We start from the raw sequence: 14138 nt of genomic DNA, 5'->3' as shown, positions 1-14138 counted from the left end.
GTCGTTTCTGCAAGACCCGCAGCCTGCGGTCTTTTACCCTGCTGCTTCCCGGCTGTATTGCCGCGGCGAGCGCGCCATCACCCGCTTGAAGGCGGTGCTGAAGGCGCTTTCGGAATCGTAGCCGAGCGAAAGCGCAATCTTGCCGATCGGTTCGCTGCTGTTGGAGAGCCGCTCGCTCGCCAGCATCATACGCCAGCGTGTGAGATAGTCCATCGGCGCGGCTCCGACCTTTTCCTTGAAGCGCTCGGCAAAGGAGGAGCGCGACATGCCGGTCATGACCGCGAGTTGCTGCAGCGTCCAGCGCCGCGCCGGCTCTGCATGCATAGCGCCGATCGCCATGCCGATCTGCCGGTCGGCGAGCGCAAACAGCCAGCCGGTGCCTTTGATATCGGGTGCTGAGAGATAGAGCCGCAGGATCTGCATCAGCATGATATGCGCCAGATGCTCGGTCATCAGGAAGCCGCCCGGGTGCCGGCCGCGCAGCTCCCGCGCCATCTGGTCGATCGCAAAGCGCAGCACCGAGGCCTGATCCGAATGCTCGCTGACATGGACGACCGGCGGCAATATGCCGACGAGCAGATCGGCGCCTGCGCCGGAAAAGCCGAAGCGGCTGCCGACGAGGAAAAAGGCGCCGCCGCCATTGCAGATCGCGACACCATCCTTAGCATGCGCATAGATGTCATTGGCGGGGATCGTCGGCAGGCTGCGGTCGCTCATCATCCGGAAGGGCCGGCTCTGCGTCAGCAGAAAACAATCGCCTTCCTCGAGCCGCACAGGCTCAGCGACCCCATCCACCTCCAGCCAGCAGCCGCCCGAGAGAACGGCATTGAACTTGATGCCCTGCGGCGGCGGAAAATCGATCGCCCAGTCGCGGCCGGCATCGAGCCCGAGCGAGACGTAGCTCTTCGGCTTCAACAGTGCCAGCACATCGGAAAGCGGATCCATGGAAACAGAACTCATTCGGAAATCCGGACGATCGCAAACATATCATGGACTTTAACGCATAGATCGTATGGGCGCCACCGCATTAGTCTCCGGCCGAAAGCAGAAGGAGACATCAATGGAAAATGCACAACACCCGATCGGCTCCGGTTTCGGTGCTCGCTCAACGGCCGACGACGTGCTCGCGGGCATCGATTTCACGGGCAGACTGGCAATCGTCACCGGCGGTCATTCCGGCCTCGGACTGGAGACGACGAAGGCGCTGTCGCGGGCCGGCGCGCATGTGCTGATCGGCGCGCGTCAGCCGGAAGCGGCGGCCAAGACGGTCTCGGGCATCGCCAATGTCGAGGTCGACAGGCTCGATCTCTCCGATCTCGAAAGCGTCCGCGACTTCGCCGAGCGCTTCGTCGCCTCCGGCCGCAAGACCGATATCGTCATCAACAGCGCCGGCATCATGGCCTGCCCGGAAACGCGGGTCGGGCCGGGCTGGGAGGCACAGTTTGCCACCAACCATCTCGGCCATTTCGCACTCGTCAATCGTCTCTGGCCGGCAATAGCGAGGGGAGCCCGTGTGGTTGCCGTCTCCTCCGGTGCCCATGGCATCACGCCCATCCGCTGGGACGATGTCCAGCTCACCGAGGGCTACGACCGGTGGCAGGCCTATGGACAGGCGAAGACCGCAAACGCGCTCTTTGCGGTGCAACTCGACAGGTTGGGCAGGGATGCCGGCGTGCGTGCCTTCTCGCTGCATCCCGGCAAGATCCTGACGCCGCTGCAACGGCACTTGGAGAAGGAAGACATGGTCGCCGCCGGCTGGATCCACGCTGACGGCAATGCGGCCGACCCAACGTTCAAGACGCCCGAGCAGGGTGCCGCGACGCAGGTCTGGGCTGCGACCTCACCGCAACTGGAAGGACTCGGCGGCCTCTATTGTGCCAATTGCGATATCGCATCCATCTCGGATGACGGCGCGGAAACCAGCGTGCGCGCCTATGCCGTCGATCCCGACGAGGCGGCCCGTCTCTGGGCGCTCTCGGCGGAACTGACTGGTGTAGACGCCTTCGCTAGATCCTAGGCGTGGATGCCGGGCGCCTCGTAGCCGGTGCGCTCGACATATTCCGTATAGCCACCGCCATACTGGTGGATGCCGTCGGGCGTCAGCTCCAGCACGCGGTTGGAAAGGGCGGCAAGGAAGTGGCGATCGTGCGAGACGAAGAGCATCGTGCCCTCGAAATCGGCGAGCGCCTTGATGAGCATTTCCTTGGTGTCGAGGTCGAGGTGGTTGGTCGGCTCGTCGAGCACGAGGAAGTTCGGCGGGTCGAACAGCATGTGGGCCACGACGAGGCGGGCCTTCTCGCCGCCGGACAGCACGCGGCAGCGCTTGTCCACGTCATCTCCCGAAAAGCCGAAGCAGCCGGCGAGAGCACGTAGCGGCGCCTGGCCGGCAAGCGGGAAGGAATCCTCCAGCCATTCCAGTACCGTGCGTTCGCCATCGAGCAGGTCCATGGCATGCTGGGCGAAATAGCCGAGCTTCACGCTGGCGCCGAGCGCCACGCTGCCTGCATCCGGCTCTGCCGTGCCGGTGACCAGCTTCAGGAGAGTGGACTTGCCGGCGCCGTTGACGCCCATGATGCACCAGCGCTCCTTGCGGCGGACCATGAAGTCCAGCCCTTCATAGATGGTACGGCTGCCATATTTCTTGTGCACGTTCTTGAGGTTGACGACGTCTTCGCCCGAGCGCGGCGCCGGCTGGAAGTCGAAAGCCACCGTCTGGCGGCGCTTCGGCGGCTCGACGCGCTCGATCTTTTCCAGCTTCTTGACGCGACTCTGCACCTGCGAAGCATGGCTGGCGCGCGCCTTGAAGCGCTCGATAAACTTGATTTCCTTGGCGAGCATCGCCTGCTGGCGCTCGAACTGCGCCTGCTGCTGCTTCTCGTTCTGCGCCCGCTGCTGTTCGTAAAAACCGTAGTCGCCGGAATAGCTGTTGAGCGAGCCGGCATCGATCTCGATGATCTTGGTGACGATGCGGTTCATGAACTCGCGGTCGTGCGAGGTCATCAGCAATGCGCCCTCATAGGTCTTGAGGAATTCTTCCAGCCAGATCAGGCTTTCGAGATCCAGGTGGTTGCTCGGTTCGTCGAGCAGCATGACGTCAGGGCGCATCAGCAGGATGCGGCCGAGCGCCACGCGCATCTTCCAGCCGCCGGAGAGTGCACCGACATCGCCGTCCATCATTTCCTGGCTGAAGCTCAGGCCGTCCAGAACTTCGCGGGCACGGCCTTCCAGCGCATAGCCACCCAGTTCCTCGTAGCGCGCCTGCACCTCGCCGTAGCGCTCGATGATCTGATCCATCTCGTCCATGCGGTCAGGATCGGACATGGCCGCTTCCAGCTCGCGCAGCTCTGCGGCGACGATGCTGACGGGGCCGGCCCCCTCCATCACCTCGGCAACCGCGCTGCGGCCGGACATTTCGCCGACATCCTGGTTGAAGTAGCCGATGGAGACGTGCTTTTCGACTGAGACCTGGCCTTCATCCGGCAGTTCTTCGCCATTGATCATGCGGAAAAGCGTCGTCTTGCCGGCGCCGTTCGGGCCGACGAGACCGATCTTTTCGCCGCGATTGAGGGCGGCAGTGGCTTCGATGAAGAGGATGCGGTGGCTGTTCTGCTTGCTGATATTTTCGATACGGATCATGTCTTACGCGGGAGCTTGGGAGAATTTTGGCGCCCTTATGCCACGGGTTTGCCGCCGTGTCGCAGGTTTTCCGCGTCATCAAGCTGTGATCTTTGCAGCTGTGTCCATTCCGCACGACTGGAAATCGAGGGATGCTTCCTTATTATCCCCAAGGGGGAGGAGCCCATGGCCAATAAGATATCCAGCAAGCCGGCAAAACCGGCAGAGCCCAAGCTGCTATCCGGCGGCAATCCGCAGATCGTCAAAGGCGAGGGCGATGGCCCCGTGCAGGCCTATATCGCCGCCATGCCCGGCTGGAAAAGCAATGTCGGCCGCCACCTCGATGAATTGATCATGCGCACGGTTCCGGATGCCCACAAGGCCGTCAAATGGAACTCGCCGCTCTACGGCATGAAGGGCGATGGCTGGTTCCTCAGCATCCATTGCTTCAACAAATACATCAAGCTGGCCTTCTTCCGCGGCGCTGCCTTGCAGCCCGTACCGCCGGGAGAATCCAAGACTGCGGAAACGCGCTATTTCCACATCCATGAGAACGACCCGATCGACGAGGCGCAGCTCGCCGACTGGATAAGGCAGGCAAGCCTGTTGCCGGGCGAGAAAATGTAAGGAGAGAGAGACCATGAAGAAAGCGGCGACGACGAAAAAGGAAGCGGAACCGAAAGAAATCTCTCCCTCCGAACGCATCGATGCCAAGATCAGGGAATTGGACGACTGGCGCGGCGAAACGCTCTCCCGCGTCCGAACGATCATCCGCGAGGCCGACCCCGAGGTGGAGGAGACGTGGAAGTGGAGGGGCGTCCCGGTCTGGGAACACGCCGGCATCATCTGCACCGGCGAAACCTACAAGGCGGTGGTCAAGCTGACCTTCGCCAAGGGCGCTTCGGTGGAAGACCCGTCCAACCTTTTTAACTCCAGCCTTGAAGGCAATACGCGCCGGGCGATCGATATTCGCGAGGGGGATAAGATCGATGAGGCGGCGCTGAAGGCGCTGGTGCAGGCCGCGGTGGCGCTGAACACGGCGGGCAAACCGGCATCGAAGAAAGCGAGCGCCTAGTTCTGAGGGTAAAAGGCGTCTGGGGCGACAACTGGTCATTGCCGATGCCGCGGAGCGTCCTATGTGGTGCCTTGCGAACTCATTTCGATTGAAACCCGCTAAGACGGAGGCTCTCTTGAAGGGTTATCTTCCCTATCTGGCCGGCGCACTGGCGGGAATGCTCGTGGCCATTTTCCTGTCCAGCCTTTTGACGCTGACAGGAACGCCACAGCTGGTCCTTTTCGCCCTGCTGCCCGTAGTCGGTGGTGCTGTCGCCGAGCGTGTTTCTCAGCGCCGCTCCGGCAATTCGTGAGTGACCATGGGGCGGCTGAAGGAAATCGTCATCGATTGCGATGTGCCCTCCCGCGTCGCCCGCTTCTGGGCCGAAGCGCTCGATGACTATGCGGTCTTGCCCTACGACGATGAGGAAATCGCCCGCCTTGCCACGCTTGGCCTGACGCCGGAAACCGATCCGGTGGTGATGGTCGAAGGACCGGGAACGCGCCTTTGCTTCCATCTTCGCCCGGGAGAGCGTCCGGCCCGCAATCGCGTCCACCTCGATATCGCTGTCGGCGACCGGACAAAAGAAGTCGCGCGCCTCATCTCTCTGGGCGCGACCTTCGTGCGTGAGACGGCAGATTACACCGTGCTGAACGATCCCGAAGGCAACAATTTCTGCGTCACCTCCGATTAGTCAGCGTCAGACAGACTTCACCTCGCCGCCATCCATGCGAAGCGTCGTGCCGGTCATCCAGCGCGCCGCCGGCGATACGAGGAAGGCCATGAGTTCGGCGATCTCTTCCGGCTCGCCGTAGCGGGCGATGCCAGCCTCCTTCGGAAACCGGGCTGTCGCCTCTTCCACCGTCATGTCGTGCAGCGGCGCCCAGTGCTCCAGATAGCTGCGCCGGCGGCCGGTCATGACCGGGCCGGGCAGCACGCTGTTGACCTGCACGCCATCCTCGATGCCGCGATCGGAGAAAGCCTTGGCGAGTGCGGATATCGCCGCATTGATCGTGCCGACGGCAGCATAGGTCGCCTTCGGAAAGACCGCCGAATTGCCTGACATCAGCACGACGGAACCCTTCGTTTCCTTCAGTGCCGGCCAGGCGGCGATGGTCAGCCGCCGTGCGCCATGCAGCTTCAGCGCCATGCCATCATCCCATTGTCGGTCCGTCATTTCGAACACGTCGATCTGCGGCACGGCGCCGGCAATGTTGAGCAGCGCATCGATCCGCCCGAAAACGGCAAGCGCTTTGTCGACGACGGCCTGTGCCGCCGCCGGCTCCGCAAGGTCGGCATCGATGACGAGCGTCTTGGCACCCGCCGCTTCGACTGCTTTCGCCGTCTCCGCGAGATTGGCCTTGTTGCGGGCAACGAGCACGAGCTTGGAAAAATCCTTTGCGAGCCGGATGGCCGTTGCCTGGCCGATGCCCTGGCTGGCACCGGTAATGATGGCTACTTTATCGGACATGATATCTCTCCTGTCGCGGGATTATCAGCCAAGGAAATCGCGGATTGCAGCGGCAATTTCATCCGCATGTGTTTCGAGCGCGAAGTGGCCGGTATCGAAGAATTTGATCACGGCGTCAGGAATATCGCGGGCGAAGGCTTCCGCGCCCGGCGGCAGGAAGAACGGATCATTCTTGCCCCAGACGGCGAGGAAGCGCGGCTTGTGGGTCCGGAAGTAATCCTGGAAGGTCGGGTAGAGTGCCACATTGCTCTTGTAGTCGCCCATGAGATCGAGCTGCACATCTTCAGCGCCCGGACGCGAGAGATAGAAATTGTCGAGCGAATATCCGTCAGGCGAAATCCTGGTCGTATCGGCAACGCCATGCGTATATTGCCAGGCCGTCGTTTCCGGCCCGAGGAACCCCTTCAGCACGGCGCGGTTTTCTGCGCTGGCGTCCTGCCAGTAGGCCTGCACCGGGTTCCATGCGTCGCTGAGGCCATCGACATAGGCATTGCCATTCTGCGAAATGATGCCCGTGATCCGCTCGGGATGTTTGACCGCCAGGCGGAAGCCCGTCGGAGCGCCGTAATCGAAGACATAGACGGCATAGCGAACGAAGCCGACGATCTCGGTGAAGCGGTCGATCGTGTCTGCAATGCTGTCGAAGCTGTTGACCGCGGGATCGTCCGACTGGCCGAAGCCCGGAAGATCCGGCGCGATGATGTGATAGCGATCGGCCAGCAGCGGGATCAGATCGCGAAACATGTGGCCGGAGGTCGGGAAGCCATGCAGCAGCAGGAGCTTCGGAGCGTCCTGGGTGCCGGCCTCGCGATAGGCGATCTTGATGCCGTCGACGGTGGTGTGGCGGTAGCTGATCTTGGTCATGGTCCTGTTTCCTTCAGTTGAGATGAATGGCGATGTGTTGGGAGATATGTCTGTCATTCAGCCTGCGGCCACACTTGCCGCCGCTTCACGGATGACCTGCAGCACTGCCTCCGGCGCCGTCGCCATCGGCGTATGATCGACCGGGAAAGGCCGCTGATGCGCCTGCATGCGCTCCGCCATGAAGCGCTGATTGGTGGCAGCGATCATACGGTCGTCCTCGGCGACCAGGAACCAGGAAGGGCGATCCTTCCAGAGCGGCCGCCCGACCGGTGCCGTGATGCAGGCAGGCGAGATCGGCCGCTGCACGGCTGCAAGCACCACTAGTTCCTCATTCGTGGCATTCTGCGCATAGGCCGCGGCAAAGGCTTCATGCGGATAATAGATCAGGCCGTTTTCATCAGGCGCTAGCTGCGGCGCCCGCGGATCGAGTTCGCTGCGATAGAAGACATCGGCAACCGTCTCTCCCTCATCGGGGGCGAGAGCAGAAACATAGACCAGTGCCTTCACATTTTCATTCCCCACCCCGGCGATAACCGCTCCGGCATAGGCATGGCCGGCAAGAACCACTGGCCCATCCACACGGTCCAGCGCCTGCTCAAGGGCTTTAACGTCATCGGCATAGGAGGTCATCGGTAGCGGCGCTGCTGTCACCGCAAAACCCTCGGCGACAAGCGGCGCGATGACTTTGGCCCAGCCAGAGCCGTCGGCCCAGGCGCCATGGACGAGCACGATATGCATAGTCTGCTGATCAATCGACTGCGACGACATCTGCTTTCTCCTTCGTTCGGCTTGTAACCGCTTAAATCGATACAGGACGGTTACTCCCTAGGAAGGTAACTTGTCAACAGCCTTTTGACAGGTTACATAAGAGTCGCGTCTTCAAGCAGGCTGCCCTACAACTATGGTCGGCAGCCGGAATAGGACTTGTCATGGATAACCACTCTCCCGCCCTGTTTCTGGGTGATGCGCTGGCACTGGATTTCCTGAATTCGGTGGCAACGCCCATCGACACGCCTGTTGATTGGATAGAGGACGGGGAGGGACTGTTGCGCTGGCTCGAGCAGGCAAACCTCGTCCCGCGCGAAACGCTCGAAAGCCTGCGTGCCCAGGCGTTGCCGGGCGAACTCGACAACGTCGCCGATCAGGCAAGGAACCTGCGCGAGTGGTTCCGGACCTTCGTCCGCGAGCATAAGGGAAGGCAGTTGAAGCCCGACGCCCTGGCCGAGCTCGAACCGCTGAACCGTCTGCTGGAGCGCGACGAAGGCTATGGCCGCGTCGTGGCGCGGCAGACGGATGAGGGCGCGGTCTTCGACTTCCAGCCCATGCGCAAATGGCGCTCGCCGGAAGCATTGCTGCTACCGGTCGGCGAGGCACTCGGCCGCTTCGTCTGCACCGAGGATTTTTCCAATGTGAAGGCCTGCGAAGGACCAGTCTGCACCCTGCTGTTTGCCGACCATACCCGTGGTCATCGCCGGCGCTGGTGCAGCATGGCGATGTGCGGTAATCGCGCCAAGCAGGCCGCACATCGGCACCGGATCAGACAGGCGTAGCCGCCATCTCTTCGACGAGCCGGTCGAAGCCGATGCCGGTGCCGCTCTCTCTGATATCGCCGTCTTTGGCATCGCCGAAGACGGCCTGTTCGGTGAAGGTCATCAGCGTCATGCCGCCGCGTCCGGTGAATTCCACCGTGACCAGCGAGGAAGAGATGCTCTTTCCCGCCGTCAGCATCGTATAGGCATAGACGATGCGTTCGCGCGGGTGGATTTCGAGATAATAGGCGCGCATCGCCTGTTCCGTCCCGTCGGGCATGCGCCATGTCATGCGCTCGCTCCCGCCGGTCTCGAAGGTGAATTGATCCTCCAGTACTTGCCAGTCGGGATGGCAGGCGGTCCAGCGCCGTTTCAGCGCATGGTCCGACCAGAAGCGGAATGCATGCGCCACGCTGCCGGGCAGGTCGCGTTTGATGACGAAGGTGCGGTGATTGACGCTGACACCCATCAGTGATCCTTTTCCTCAGGAGTTTCCGCCATCAGCAAGGCGAGGCGATCGAAGGCGGCGTGCATTTCAGCTTGACGCTGCTCGATCCATTGGTTGATGGCGCCGAATGCCTGCTGCTGCATGCGATAGGTGCGGACCCGCCCCACCTTTTCCGAAATGACGATGCCGCTTTCTTCCAGAATTCGCAGATGTTTCAGCACCGCCGGCAGGCCGACATCGGCGGGCTCTGCCAGTTCCGTGACGGAGGCCGGCCCCCTGGCAAGCTTTTCCACGAAGCCACGGCGATAGGGATCGGCGAGCGCCTGAAATATCCGGTCGAATTCGGCTGGCGCCAGTTCTGCCATCACATGCCTCAAAATGTCCCGGCCTCAAGATGTCGCGGCTTCAAGATAACGCGCTGACATCGCCTCCCGATAGGGAAACATCGAGAAATAGGGCTGCGCTTCGGCCAGCACGCGTTTGACGGAAGCACGTTGTAACAGACGCTCCAGATAGGAGGAAAGCGCCTGCTGCTCAGCTATGAAAGGATGCACGATGGAAGCAAAGAACAGCCCCGGCAGAGCCGCGCAATCGGCCATGGTGAAATCATCGCCCGTCGCCCAGAGCCTTCCCTGCATATCCGCCTCGATCATCTTGTAGGCCTGATCAAGCATCCCTCTCGCTTCAGTGACGCCATGCGGATCATGGGCGTCCGCCGGCCGGATTCTGTCGGTGACGATCTTCTGCATCGGCACGCTGACATAGAGGTCGTAAAACCGATCCCAGAGCCGCACCTGCAGCAGCGCGTCCGGATCATCGGGCAGAAGCCGCACCGGCCCCGGATAATGGGCCTGCAGGTATTCGATGATGATGCTCGTCTCCGGGACCGTAAGCCCGGTTGCCTCGTCATGCAGGATCGGAATCTTGCCGACCGGCCATTTGTCGAGCAGGGCCGCAGCCGAGTCCGGATCGGCAAAATTGACGATCCGGCTGTCGAACGCGGTCTCGTTTTCATAAAGCGCGATCAGCACCTTGTGACAGAAGGAGGCCAGCGGATGCAGATAAAGGGCCAGCGTCATACGGCACCTATAGTTTCCAATTTCGGAAACTATATCTCGGTCGCTATTGTCACGCAAGATACTTTCCAAAGCTGGAAAGTTTAGGTGCGCCTATGCGCATGCCACCCATCCCCTGAAGCTGAAGGCGGCGTAGAACAGGCTGACATCCGAGAAGCCTGCCGCGCGCAGCATGGCCTCCTCATCTTCCGGAGCGAGGATATGCAGCCTCTCGCGCATGGCCGTGCGCGCATTCTCCTGCCGGGAAGGGTCTCCTCCGTCAGGAGCGCCATAGGCGATATGGCGATCGATCCACATCGACCGCCCCGGCTCGTCTTGCGGGAAACTCATATGCGCAACAACAAACGGCGCACCGGCTTTCAGTCGGCGGCGAATTTGCTGAAGTATTTCAGGTCGTTGCTCGACGGGGATGTGATGGAAGGTCAGCAGGCAGACGGCGGTATCGAAGGGGCCTTCGGGCGCGATATCGATGCCGCCCTGGTGAAAACCGATGCGACTGCTGTGCTCTCCGGCAACCTGCCGCGCCAGTTGCAGCATGTCGGCAGAGGGGTCTATGCCATCAAAAGTCCAGCCCGCATGCGCCTCGGCAAAGGCTTTGAGTTCCAGTCCGCCGCCGGCGCCGAGCACGAGCACGCGGCCATTGTCGGGCGTCCGCTCCGCCATCAGCATCGTCGCCATCCGGTGCAGGCTTGATAAGCCGGGAACCTGCCGCGGAGGGCCTTCGAGATAGGATTTAACGGCATCGCCGGTAAAGGCAGATGCCGTCTTATGAGGTGTGGGCAGGCCCGGGGAATCGTGATCTCGCATCATGTAACTTTGATTATTACAGGATACCAGAGCTGTCAATTTTCGACCTATTTCGCAAACTTCCGTGCCCCGGCCACGCAGAGAATGACAGCGACGGTCACCGCAAGCATGGACCAGCTTACCGTCTCGCGCAGCAGTGTCGCGGCAAGCGCAAGGCCAAAGAAGGGCTGCAGAAGTTGCAGCTGGCCAACGGCGGCGATGCCGCCCTGCGCAAGGCCGCGATACCAGAAGATGAAGCCGATCAGCATGCTGAAGAGTGAGACATAGGCAAGGCCCAGCATGGCCGGCGTCTGGATCTCGGCAAAGCTCGGCGGCCTGTAGAGGATGGCGGCGACGATCATGACCGGCAACGACACCACCAGCGCCCAGGAGATCACCTGCGAGCCGCCGAGCCGGCGCGAAAGCCGAGCGCCCTCGGCATAGCCAAGCCCGCAGACGATGACTGCGGCCAGCATCAGCGCATCGCCAACAGGCGAGGCGGTCAGCCCCTGCGCCAGCGCAAAGCCCCCTACCAATGCGCTGCCGAGCAGCGAGAAGAGCCAGAAGGCCGGCTTCGGCCTTTCGCCGCCCCTGATGACCCCGAAGATCGCGGTCGCCAGCGGCAGCAGGCCGATGAAGACGATGGAATGCGCCGAGGTCACATGCTGCAGCGCCAGCGCCGTCAGCAGCGGAAAGCCGACGACGACGCCAAGCGCGATGACGACAAGCGAAATGAGATCCTGCCGCGAAGGCCGCTTTTCCCGAAAGACGATCAGCAGGCAGAGCGCCAGGATGCCGGCAATCGCCGCTCGCGCCACCGTCAGGAAAACGGGATCGAGCTGCATGACGGCCACGCGGGTGGCCGGCAACGATCCACTGAAGATGAGCACGCCGATAAAACCATTGATCCATCCGGTCGCTGTGCGATCCATGTGGGCACTCCTTTGTTTGCCCCATGCTTATCCGCCGTTCGCACTGGTACTGCCAGCCACAGTTCGATACAGTTGGCTGAAACTGTTATGGTTGGGGAAGCAGTACGGATGGACGAGCAAGTACAGGCAAGCAGCCGGGTCGGGATGGTCATGGCGACCATCCGCCAGCGCATTGCCGGCCGCAGCCTCACGCCCGGAGCCAAGCTGCCCTCGATCCGCAGCCTGTCGGGAACCTTGAAAGTCTCCGCCTCCACAGTGGTCGATGCCTATGAGCGTCTGGTGGCCGAGGGTGCGATCCTCTCGCGCCCCGGCTCCGGCTTCTATGTCGCGAGCCAGGCCGCGCCGCTCTCGCTGGCCGATATCGGCCCGAAGCTCGACCGCGCCGTCGATCCTTTCTGGGTATCGCGGCAATCGCTGGAGGCGCAGGAAAGCGATCTCAAGCCCGGCTGCGGCTGGCTGCCGCCCGCATGGCTTCCCGAGGAGGCCATTCGCCGGACGCTGCGATCCCTGTCGCGTGCGGACGCCGCAAGCCTCTCCGACTACGGCTCGCCCCTCGGGCTCAAGCCGTTGCGCCAGCTGATTTCCAGGCGCATGGCCGAGCGCGGCATCGAGGCCGCGCCCGATAAGATCATGCTCACCGAATCCGGAACCCAGGCAATCGATTTCCTCTGCCGTTTTCTCATCGAGCCCGGCGATACAGTGCTGGTCGACGATCCCTGCTATTTCAATTTCCATGCGCTGCTGAGAGCCCACCGTGCCAAGGTCGTCAGCGTTCCCTACACGCCCTCAGGCCCAGATATCGAGCTCTTTGCCGCAGCCCTCACCGAGCACCGGCCGCGCCTCTACATCACCAATTCCGCAATCCACAATCCGACCGGCGCCACGCTCTCGCCGGTCACGGCGCACCGATTGCTGAAGCTTGCCGAACAACACGGCCTCACCATCATCGAGGACGATATCTTCGCCGATTTCGAACTGACGCCGGCGCCCCGCCTTGCCGCCTTCGACGGCCTCGACCGCGTCATCCATATCGGCAGCTTTTCAAAGACGCTCTCGGCCGCTGCACGCTGCGGCTTCATCGCGGCGCGGCCGGAATGGATCGAAGGCCTGATCGACCTCAAGATCGCCACCTCTTTCGGTGGCGCTCGGCTGAATGCCGAGCTGGTGCTGAGCGTGCTCAGCGACGGCAGCTATCGCAAACATGCCGAAGGCTTGCGCAGCCGGCTCTCCAAGGCGATGTTCGAGGTGACGACCCGGCTGAAATCACTGGGCATTCGCCCCTGGCTGCAGCCGCAAGCCGGCATGTTCCTCTGGTGCCACCTGCCGGATGGTCTGGATGCGGCTGCGGTGGCGCGTGCCGCGCTCGTCCAGAACGTCGTGCTCGCCCCGGGCAACGCCTTCAGCCTGTCGCAATCGGCCACCGGCTTCATGCGCTTCAACGTCTCCCAGACACTGGACAAAAGGGTGTTTGACGTGCTTCGGGATGCGCTCAGGCAGGCATCAATTAGTCCGCCTGCCACTCCATGAAGGCTTTGCCGATCACCTTGCCATCCTCTTCCCGCCGCAGCCGGCAGAGGGCTTGACGCCGATCGGGAGAAAGCCCCATCAACTCCACCCGCACGGCTTCGCCCGCCCGGATATTGCCGGAAAAGAATATCTCCCGCCGTGACACCAGCGAAAACTCCGGAAACCACCGCCCGAAGGCGCGATCGGCCAGCGCCTGGAATTCGGCGAAGTAGAACAGCCCGGCGCCATTGAACTCCTGCGACGCATCCGGCTCGAAGCGAAAGCCGCGCAGTGCCTTGGCCGGGTTAGCCGGCAGGCCGAAATGTGTCTCCAGCGTACCGGCGCGCAACGCCGCCGCCGTCCTTGCCAGCGCATTGTCCTCCACAGCCGTCGCCAGTCCGGGCAGGGGAACGCGGGCGATCGAATAATTGTCGCCCTCCCGCATGCGGCAGACGAAAGTGGAAATAAGCTCCACCTCGCCGATCAGGTTGCCACGTACGAAAAGCCGGTGGCGGGTCGAAACCTGGGTGCGCGAGATGGGCGACAGCGTCGAGCGTATCGTCAGCACGTCATTGGCGCGAACCGCGCCGAAGTCTGCATGCTCCAGCGACGTCGCGCAGATTGCCGCATAGGCCTCGCCGCCATCGGGCGCGCGGAAATCGGCATTCTCCATGCCGAGATGGCGGGCGAGCATCAGCCAGTGGCGATGCCCGAGCTCTTTCATCACCCATGTCTCCGAGAGGCCTGACGGCGTCAGGTGCGGCATGCCGATGAGGATATGCGGCGCGAGCGCCTGGTCCATGAGCTCGCGTGCCGAGGGCTCTGGCGGATGAAAATCGAGGATCGCGACATTCATG

At 62.3% G+C, this 14138-nt stretch carries 18 protein-coding genes; 7 read left to right on the top strand and 11 right to left on the bottom strand.

Annotated features, from left to right (window positions below; all coding sequences use genetic code 11):
* Positions 1-33: 33 nt before the first annotated feature.
* Complete coding sequence (locus tag ACR9ZQ_RS20210; RefSeq protein ID WP_113323015.1) at positions 34-945, bottom strand: AraC family transcriptional regulator; 912 nt, start codon at positions 943-945, stop codon at positions 34-36.
* Between the two features lie 115 nt (positions 946-1060).
* Between ACR9ZQ_RS20210 and ACR9ZQ_RS20205 the strand changes: the two genes are divergently transcribed.
* Positions 1061-2017, top strand: a complete 957-nt coding sequence (locus ACR9ZQ_RS20205; protein WP_481428648.1) for an SDR family NAD(P)-dependent oxidoreductase — start codon at positions 1061-1063, stop codon at positions 2015-2017.
* Here the strand turns inward: ACR9ZQ_RS20205 and ACR9ZQ_RS20200 are convergent.
* Positions 2014-3636: an ABC-F family ATP-binding cassette domain-containing protein gene (locus ACR9ZQ_RS20200; RefSeq protein ID WP_481428647.1), complete on the bottom strand. Its 1623-nt coding sequence runs from the start codon at positions 3634-3636 to the stop codon at positions 2014-2016. The two genes, ACR9ZQ_RS20205 and ACR9ZQ_RS20200, sit on opposite strands and share 4 nt — an antisense overlap.
* Positions 3637-3801: 165 nt before the next feature.
* Here ACR9ZQ_RS20200 and ACR9ZQ_RS20195 point away from each other — a divergent pair, with 165 nt between their 5' ends.
* From ACR9ZQ_RS20195 to ACR9ZQ_RS20180, 4 genes are all read left to right on the top strand, one after another.
* Positions 3802-4242 carry a DUF1801 domain-containing protein gene (locus tag ACR9ZQ_RS20195; protein WP_481428646.1) on the top strand — a complete coding sequence of 147 codons (441 nt, stop codon included), beginning with the start codon at positions 3802-3804 and terminating at the stop codon, positions 4240-4242.
* Positions 4243-4255: 13 nt separating this feature from the next.
* Positions 4256-4690: a DUF1801 domain-containing protein gene (locus ACR9ZQ_RS20190; protein WP_310377865.1), complete on the top strand. Its 435-nt coding sequence runs from the start codon at positions 4256-4258 to the stop codon at positions 4688-4690.
* A gap of 115 nt (positions 4691-4805) precedes the next feature.
* Positions 4806-4982, top strand: coding sequence for a hypothetical protein (locus ACR9ZQ_RS20185; RefSeq protein ID WP_439014410.1), 177 nt, complete (start codon positions 4806-4808; stop codon positions 4980-4982).
* 6 nt (positions 4983-4988) lie between these two features.
* Positions 4989-5363 carry a VOC family protein gene (locus ACR9ZQ_RS20180; protein WP_113323020.1) on the top strand — a complete coding sequence of 125 codons (375 nt, stop codon included), beginning with the start codon at positions 4989-4991 and terminating at the stop codon, positions 5361-5363.
* A 6-nt stretch (positions 5364-5369) separates the two neighbouring features.
* On the opposite strand, the gene ACR9ZQ_RS20175 is transcribed toward ACR9ZQ_RS20180, so the two are convergent.
* Genes ACR9ZQ_RS20175 through ACR9ZQ_RS20165 form a run of 3 tightly spaced genes read right to left on the bottom strand, consistent with a single transcriptional unit; the run spans position 5370 to position 7772 of the window.
* On the bottom strand, positions 5370-6140 hold the full coding sequence (locus ACR9ZQ_RS20175; protein ID WP_481428645.1) for an SDR family oxidoreductase: 771 nt from the start codon (positions 6138-6140) through the stop codon (positions 5370-5372).
* A gap of 24 nt (positions 6141-6164) precedes the next feature.
* On the bottom strand, positions 6165-7004 hold the full coding sequence (locus ACR9ZQ_RS20170; protein WP_481428644.1) for an alpha/beta fold hydrolase: 840 nt from the start codon (positions 7002-7004) through the stop codon (positions 6165-6167).
* 57 nt (positions 7005-7061) lie between these two features.
* The gene (locus tag ACR9ZQ_RS20165) at positions 7062-7772 is read right to left on the bottom strand and encodes an alpha/beta fold hydrolase (protein ID WP_439014414.1); all 711 of its coding nucleotides are present in this window, start codon (positions 7770-7772) and stop codon (positions 7062-7064) included.
* A 161-nt stretch (positions 7773-7933) separates the two neighbouring features.
* Here ACR9ZQ_RS20165 and ACR9ZQ_RS20160 point away from each other — a divergent pair, with 161 nt between their 5' ends.
* A complete protein-coding gene (locus tag ACR9ZQ_RS20160; protein ID WP_310377854.1) occupies positions 7934-8554 on the top strand; it encodes a CGNR zinc finger domain-containing protein in 621 nt (206 codons plus the stop codon).
* On the opposite strand, the gene ACR9ZQ_RS20155 is transcribed toward ACR9ZQ_RS20160, so the two are convergent.
* The 5 genes from ACR9ZQ_RS20155 to ACR9ZQ_RS20135 form a co-directional block, all read right to left on the bottom strand.
* Positions 8541-9002: an SRPBCC domain-containing protein gene (locus ACR9ZQ_RS20155; RefSeq protein ID WP_481428643.1), complete on the bottom strand. Its 462-nt coding sequence runs from the start codon at positions 9000-9002 to the stop codon at positions 8541-8543. The genes ACR9ZQ_RS20160 and ACR9ZQ_RS20155 overlap by 14 nt on opposite strands.
* Complete coding sequence (locus tag ACR9ZQ_RS20150; RefSeq protein WP_113323025.1) at positions 9002-9346, bottom strand: ArsR/SmtB family transcription factor; 345 nt, start codon at positions 9344-9346, stop codon at positions 9002-9004. Before ACR9ZQ_RS20150 ends, ACR9ZQ_RS20155 begins: the two co-directional genes overlap by 1 nt.
* 24 nt (positions 9347-9370) lie before the next feature.
* Positions 9371-10060 (bottom strand): glutathione S-transferase family protein, encoded by a 690-nt coding sequence (locus tag ACR9ZQ_RS20145; RefSeq protein WP_481428642.1) that lies wholly within the window; start codon positions 10058-10060, stop codon positions 9371-9373.
* Positions 10061-10150: 90 nt separating this feature from the next.
* Positions 10151-10867, bottom strand: a complete 717-nt coding sequence (locus tag ACR9ZQ_RS20140) for a class I SAM-dependent methyltransferase (RefSeq protein WP_310377846.1) — start codon at positions 10865-10867, stop codon at positions 10151-10153.
* A 44-nt stretch (positions 10868-10911) separates the two neighbouring features.
* Positions 10912-11775, bottom strand: coding sequence for a DMT family transporter (locus ACR9ZQ_RS20135; RefSeq protein ID WP_310377843.1), 864 nt, complete (start codon positions 11773-11775; stop codon positions 10912-10914).
* A gap of 87 nt (positions 11776-11862) precedes the next feature.
* Here ACR9ZQ_RS20135 and ACR9ZQ_RS20130 point away from each other — a divergent pair, with 87 nt between their 5' ends.
* Positions 11863-13302, top strand: coding sequence for an aminotransferase-like domain-containing protein (locus tag ACR9ZQ_RS20130; protein WP_481428641.1), 1440 nt, complete (start codon positions 11863-11865; stop codon positions 13300-13302).
* Here the strand turns inward: ACR9ZQ_RS20130 and ACR9ZQ_RS20125 are convergent.
* Positions 13280-14137: a Pnap_2097 family protein gene (locus ACR9ZQ_RS20125; RefSeq protein WP_481429342.1), complete on the bottom strand. Its 858-nt coding sequence runs from the start codon at positions 14135-14137 to the stop codon at positions 13280-13282. The two genes, ACR9ZQ_RS20130 and ACR9ZQ_RS20125, sit on opposite strands and share 23 nt — an antisense overlap.
* Position 14138: the final 1 nt, after the last annotated feature.

It is taken from the genome of Rhizobium sp. KNZ14-9A, assembly GCF_056755015.1.
Note: the sequence above shows the minus strand (reverse complement) of the source record. Positions and strands in the feature narration are given on the sequence as shown.

Excerpts from the sequence above, each read along its gene's own strand:
- ACR9ZQ_RS20210 (WP_113323015.1), bottom strand. The coding sequence starts at position 945 with ATGGATCCGCTTTCCGATGTGCTGGCACTGTTGAAGCCGAAGAGCTAC.
- ACR9ZQ_RS20145 (WP_481428642.1), bottom strand. The coding sequence starts at position 10,060 with ATGACGCTGGCCCTTTATCTGCATCCGCTGGCCTCCTTCTGTCACAAG.
- ACR9ZQ_RS20190 (WP_310377865.1), top strand. The coding sequence starts at position 4,256 with ATGAAGAAAGCGGCGACGACGAAAAAGGAAGCGGAACCGAAAGAAATC.
- ACR9ZQ_RS20180 (WP_113323020.1), top strand. The coding sequence starts at position 4,989 with ATGGGGCGGCTGAAGGAAATCGTCATCGATTGCGATGTGCCCTCCCGC.
- ACR9ZQ_RS20170 (WP_481428644.1), bottom strand. The coding sequence starts at position 7,004 with ATGACCAAGATCAGCTACCGCCACACCACCGTCGACGGCATCAAGATC.
- ACR9ZQ_RS20150 (WP_113323025.1), bottom strand. The coding sequence starts at position 9,346 with ATGGCAGAACTGGCGCCAGCCGAATTCGACCGGATATTTCAGGCGCTC.
- ACR9ZQ_RS20140 (WP_310377846.1), bottom strand. The coding sequence starts at position 10,867 with ATGATGCGAGATCACGATTCCCCGGGCCTGCCCACACCTCATAAGACG.
- ACR9ZQ_RS20205 (WP_481428648.1), top strand. The coding sequence starts at position 1,061 with ATGGAAAATGCACAACACCCGATCGGCTCCGGTTTCGGTGCTCGCTCA.
- ACR9ZQ_RS20125 (WP_481429342.1), bottom strand. The coding sequence starts at position 14,137 with ATGAATGTCGCGATCCTCGATTTTCATCCGCCAGAGCCCTCGGCACGC.
- ACR9ZQ_RS20130 (WP_481428641.1), top strand. The coding sequence starts at position 11,863 with ATGGTTGGGGAAGCAGTACGGATGGACGAGCAAGTACAGGCAAGCAGC.
- ACR9ZQ_RS20155 (WP_481428643.1), bottom strand. The coding sequence starts at position 9,002 with ATGGGTGTCAGCGTCAATCACCGCACCTTCGTCATCAAACGCGACCTG.
- ACR9ZQ_RS20135 (WP_310377843.1), bottom strand. The coding sequence starts at position 11,775 with ATGGATCGCACAGCGACCGGATGGATCAATGGTTTTATCGGCGTGCTC.
- ACR9ZQ_RS20200 (WP_481428647.1), bottom strand. The coding sequence starts at position 3,636 with ATGATCCGTATCGAAAATATCAGCAAGCAGAACAGCCACCGCATCCTC.
- ACR9ZQ_RS20195 (WP_481428646.1), top strand. The coding sequence starts at position 3,802 with ATGGCCAATAAGATATCCAGCAAGCCGGCAAAACCGGCAGAGCCCAAG.
- ACR9ZQ_RS20160 (WP_310377854.1), top strand. The coding sequence starts at position 7,934 with ATGGATAACCACTCTCCCGCCCTGTTTCTGGGTGATGCGCTGGCACTG.
- ACR9ZQ_RS20175 (WP_481428645.1), bottom strand. The coding sequence starts at position 6,140 with ATGTCCGATAAAGTAGCCATCATTACCGGTGCCAGCCAGGGCATCGGC.
- ACR9ZQ_RS20165 (WP_439014414.1), bottom strand. The coding sequence starts at position 7,772 with ATGTCGTCGCAGTCGATTGATCAGCAGACTATGCATATCGTGCTCGTC.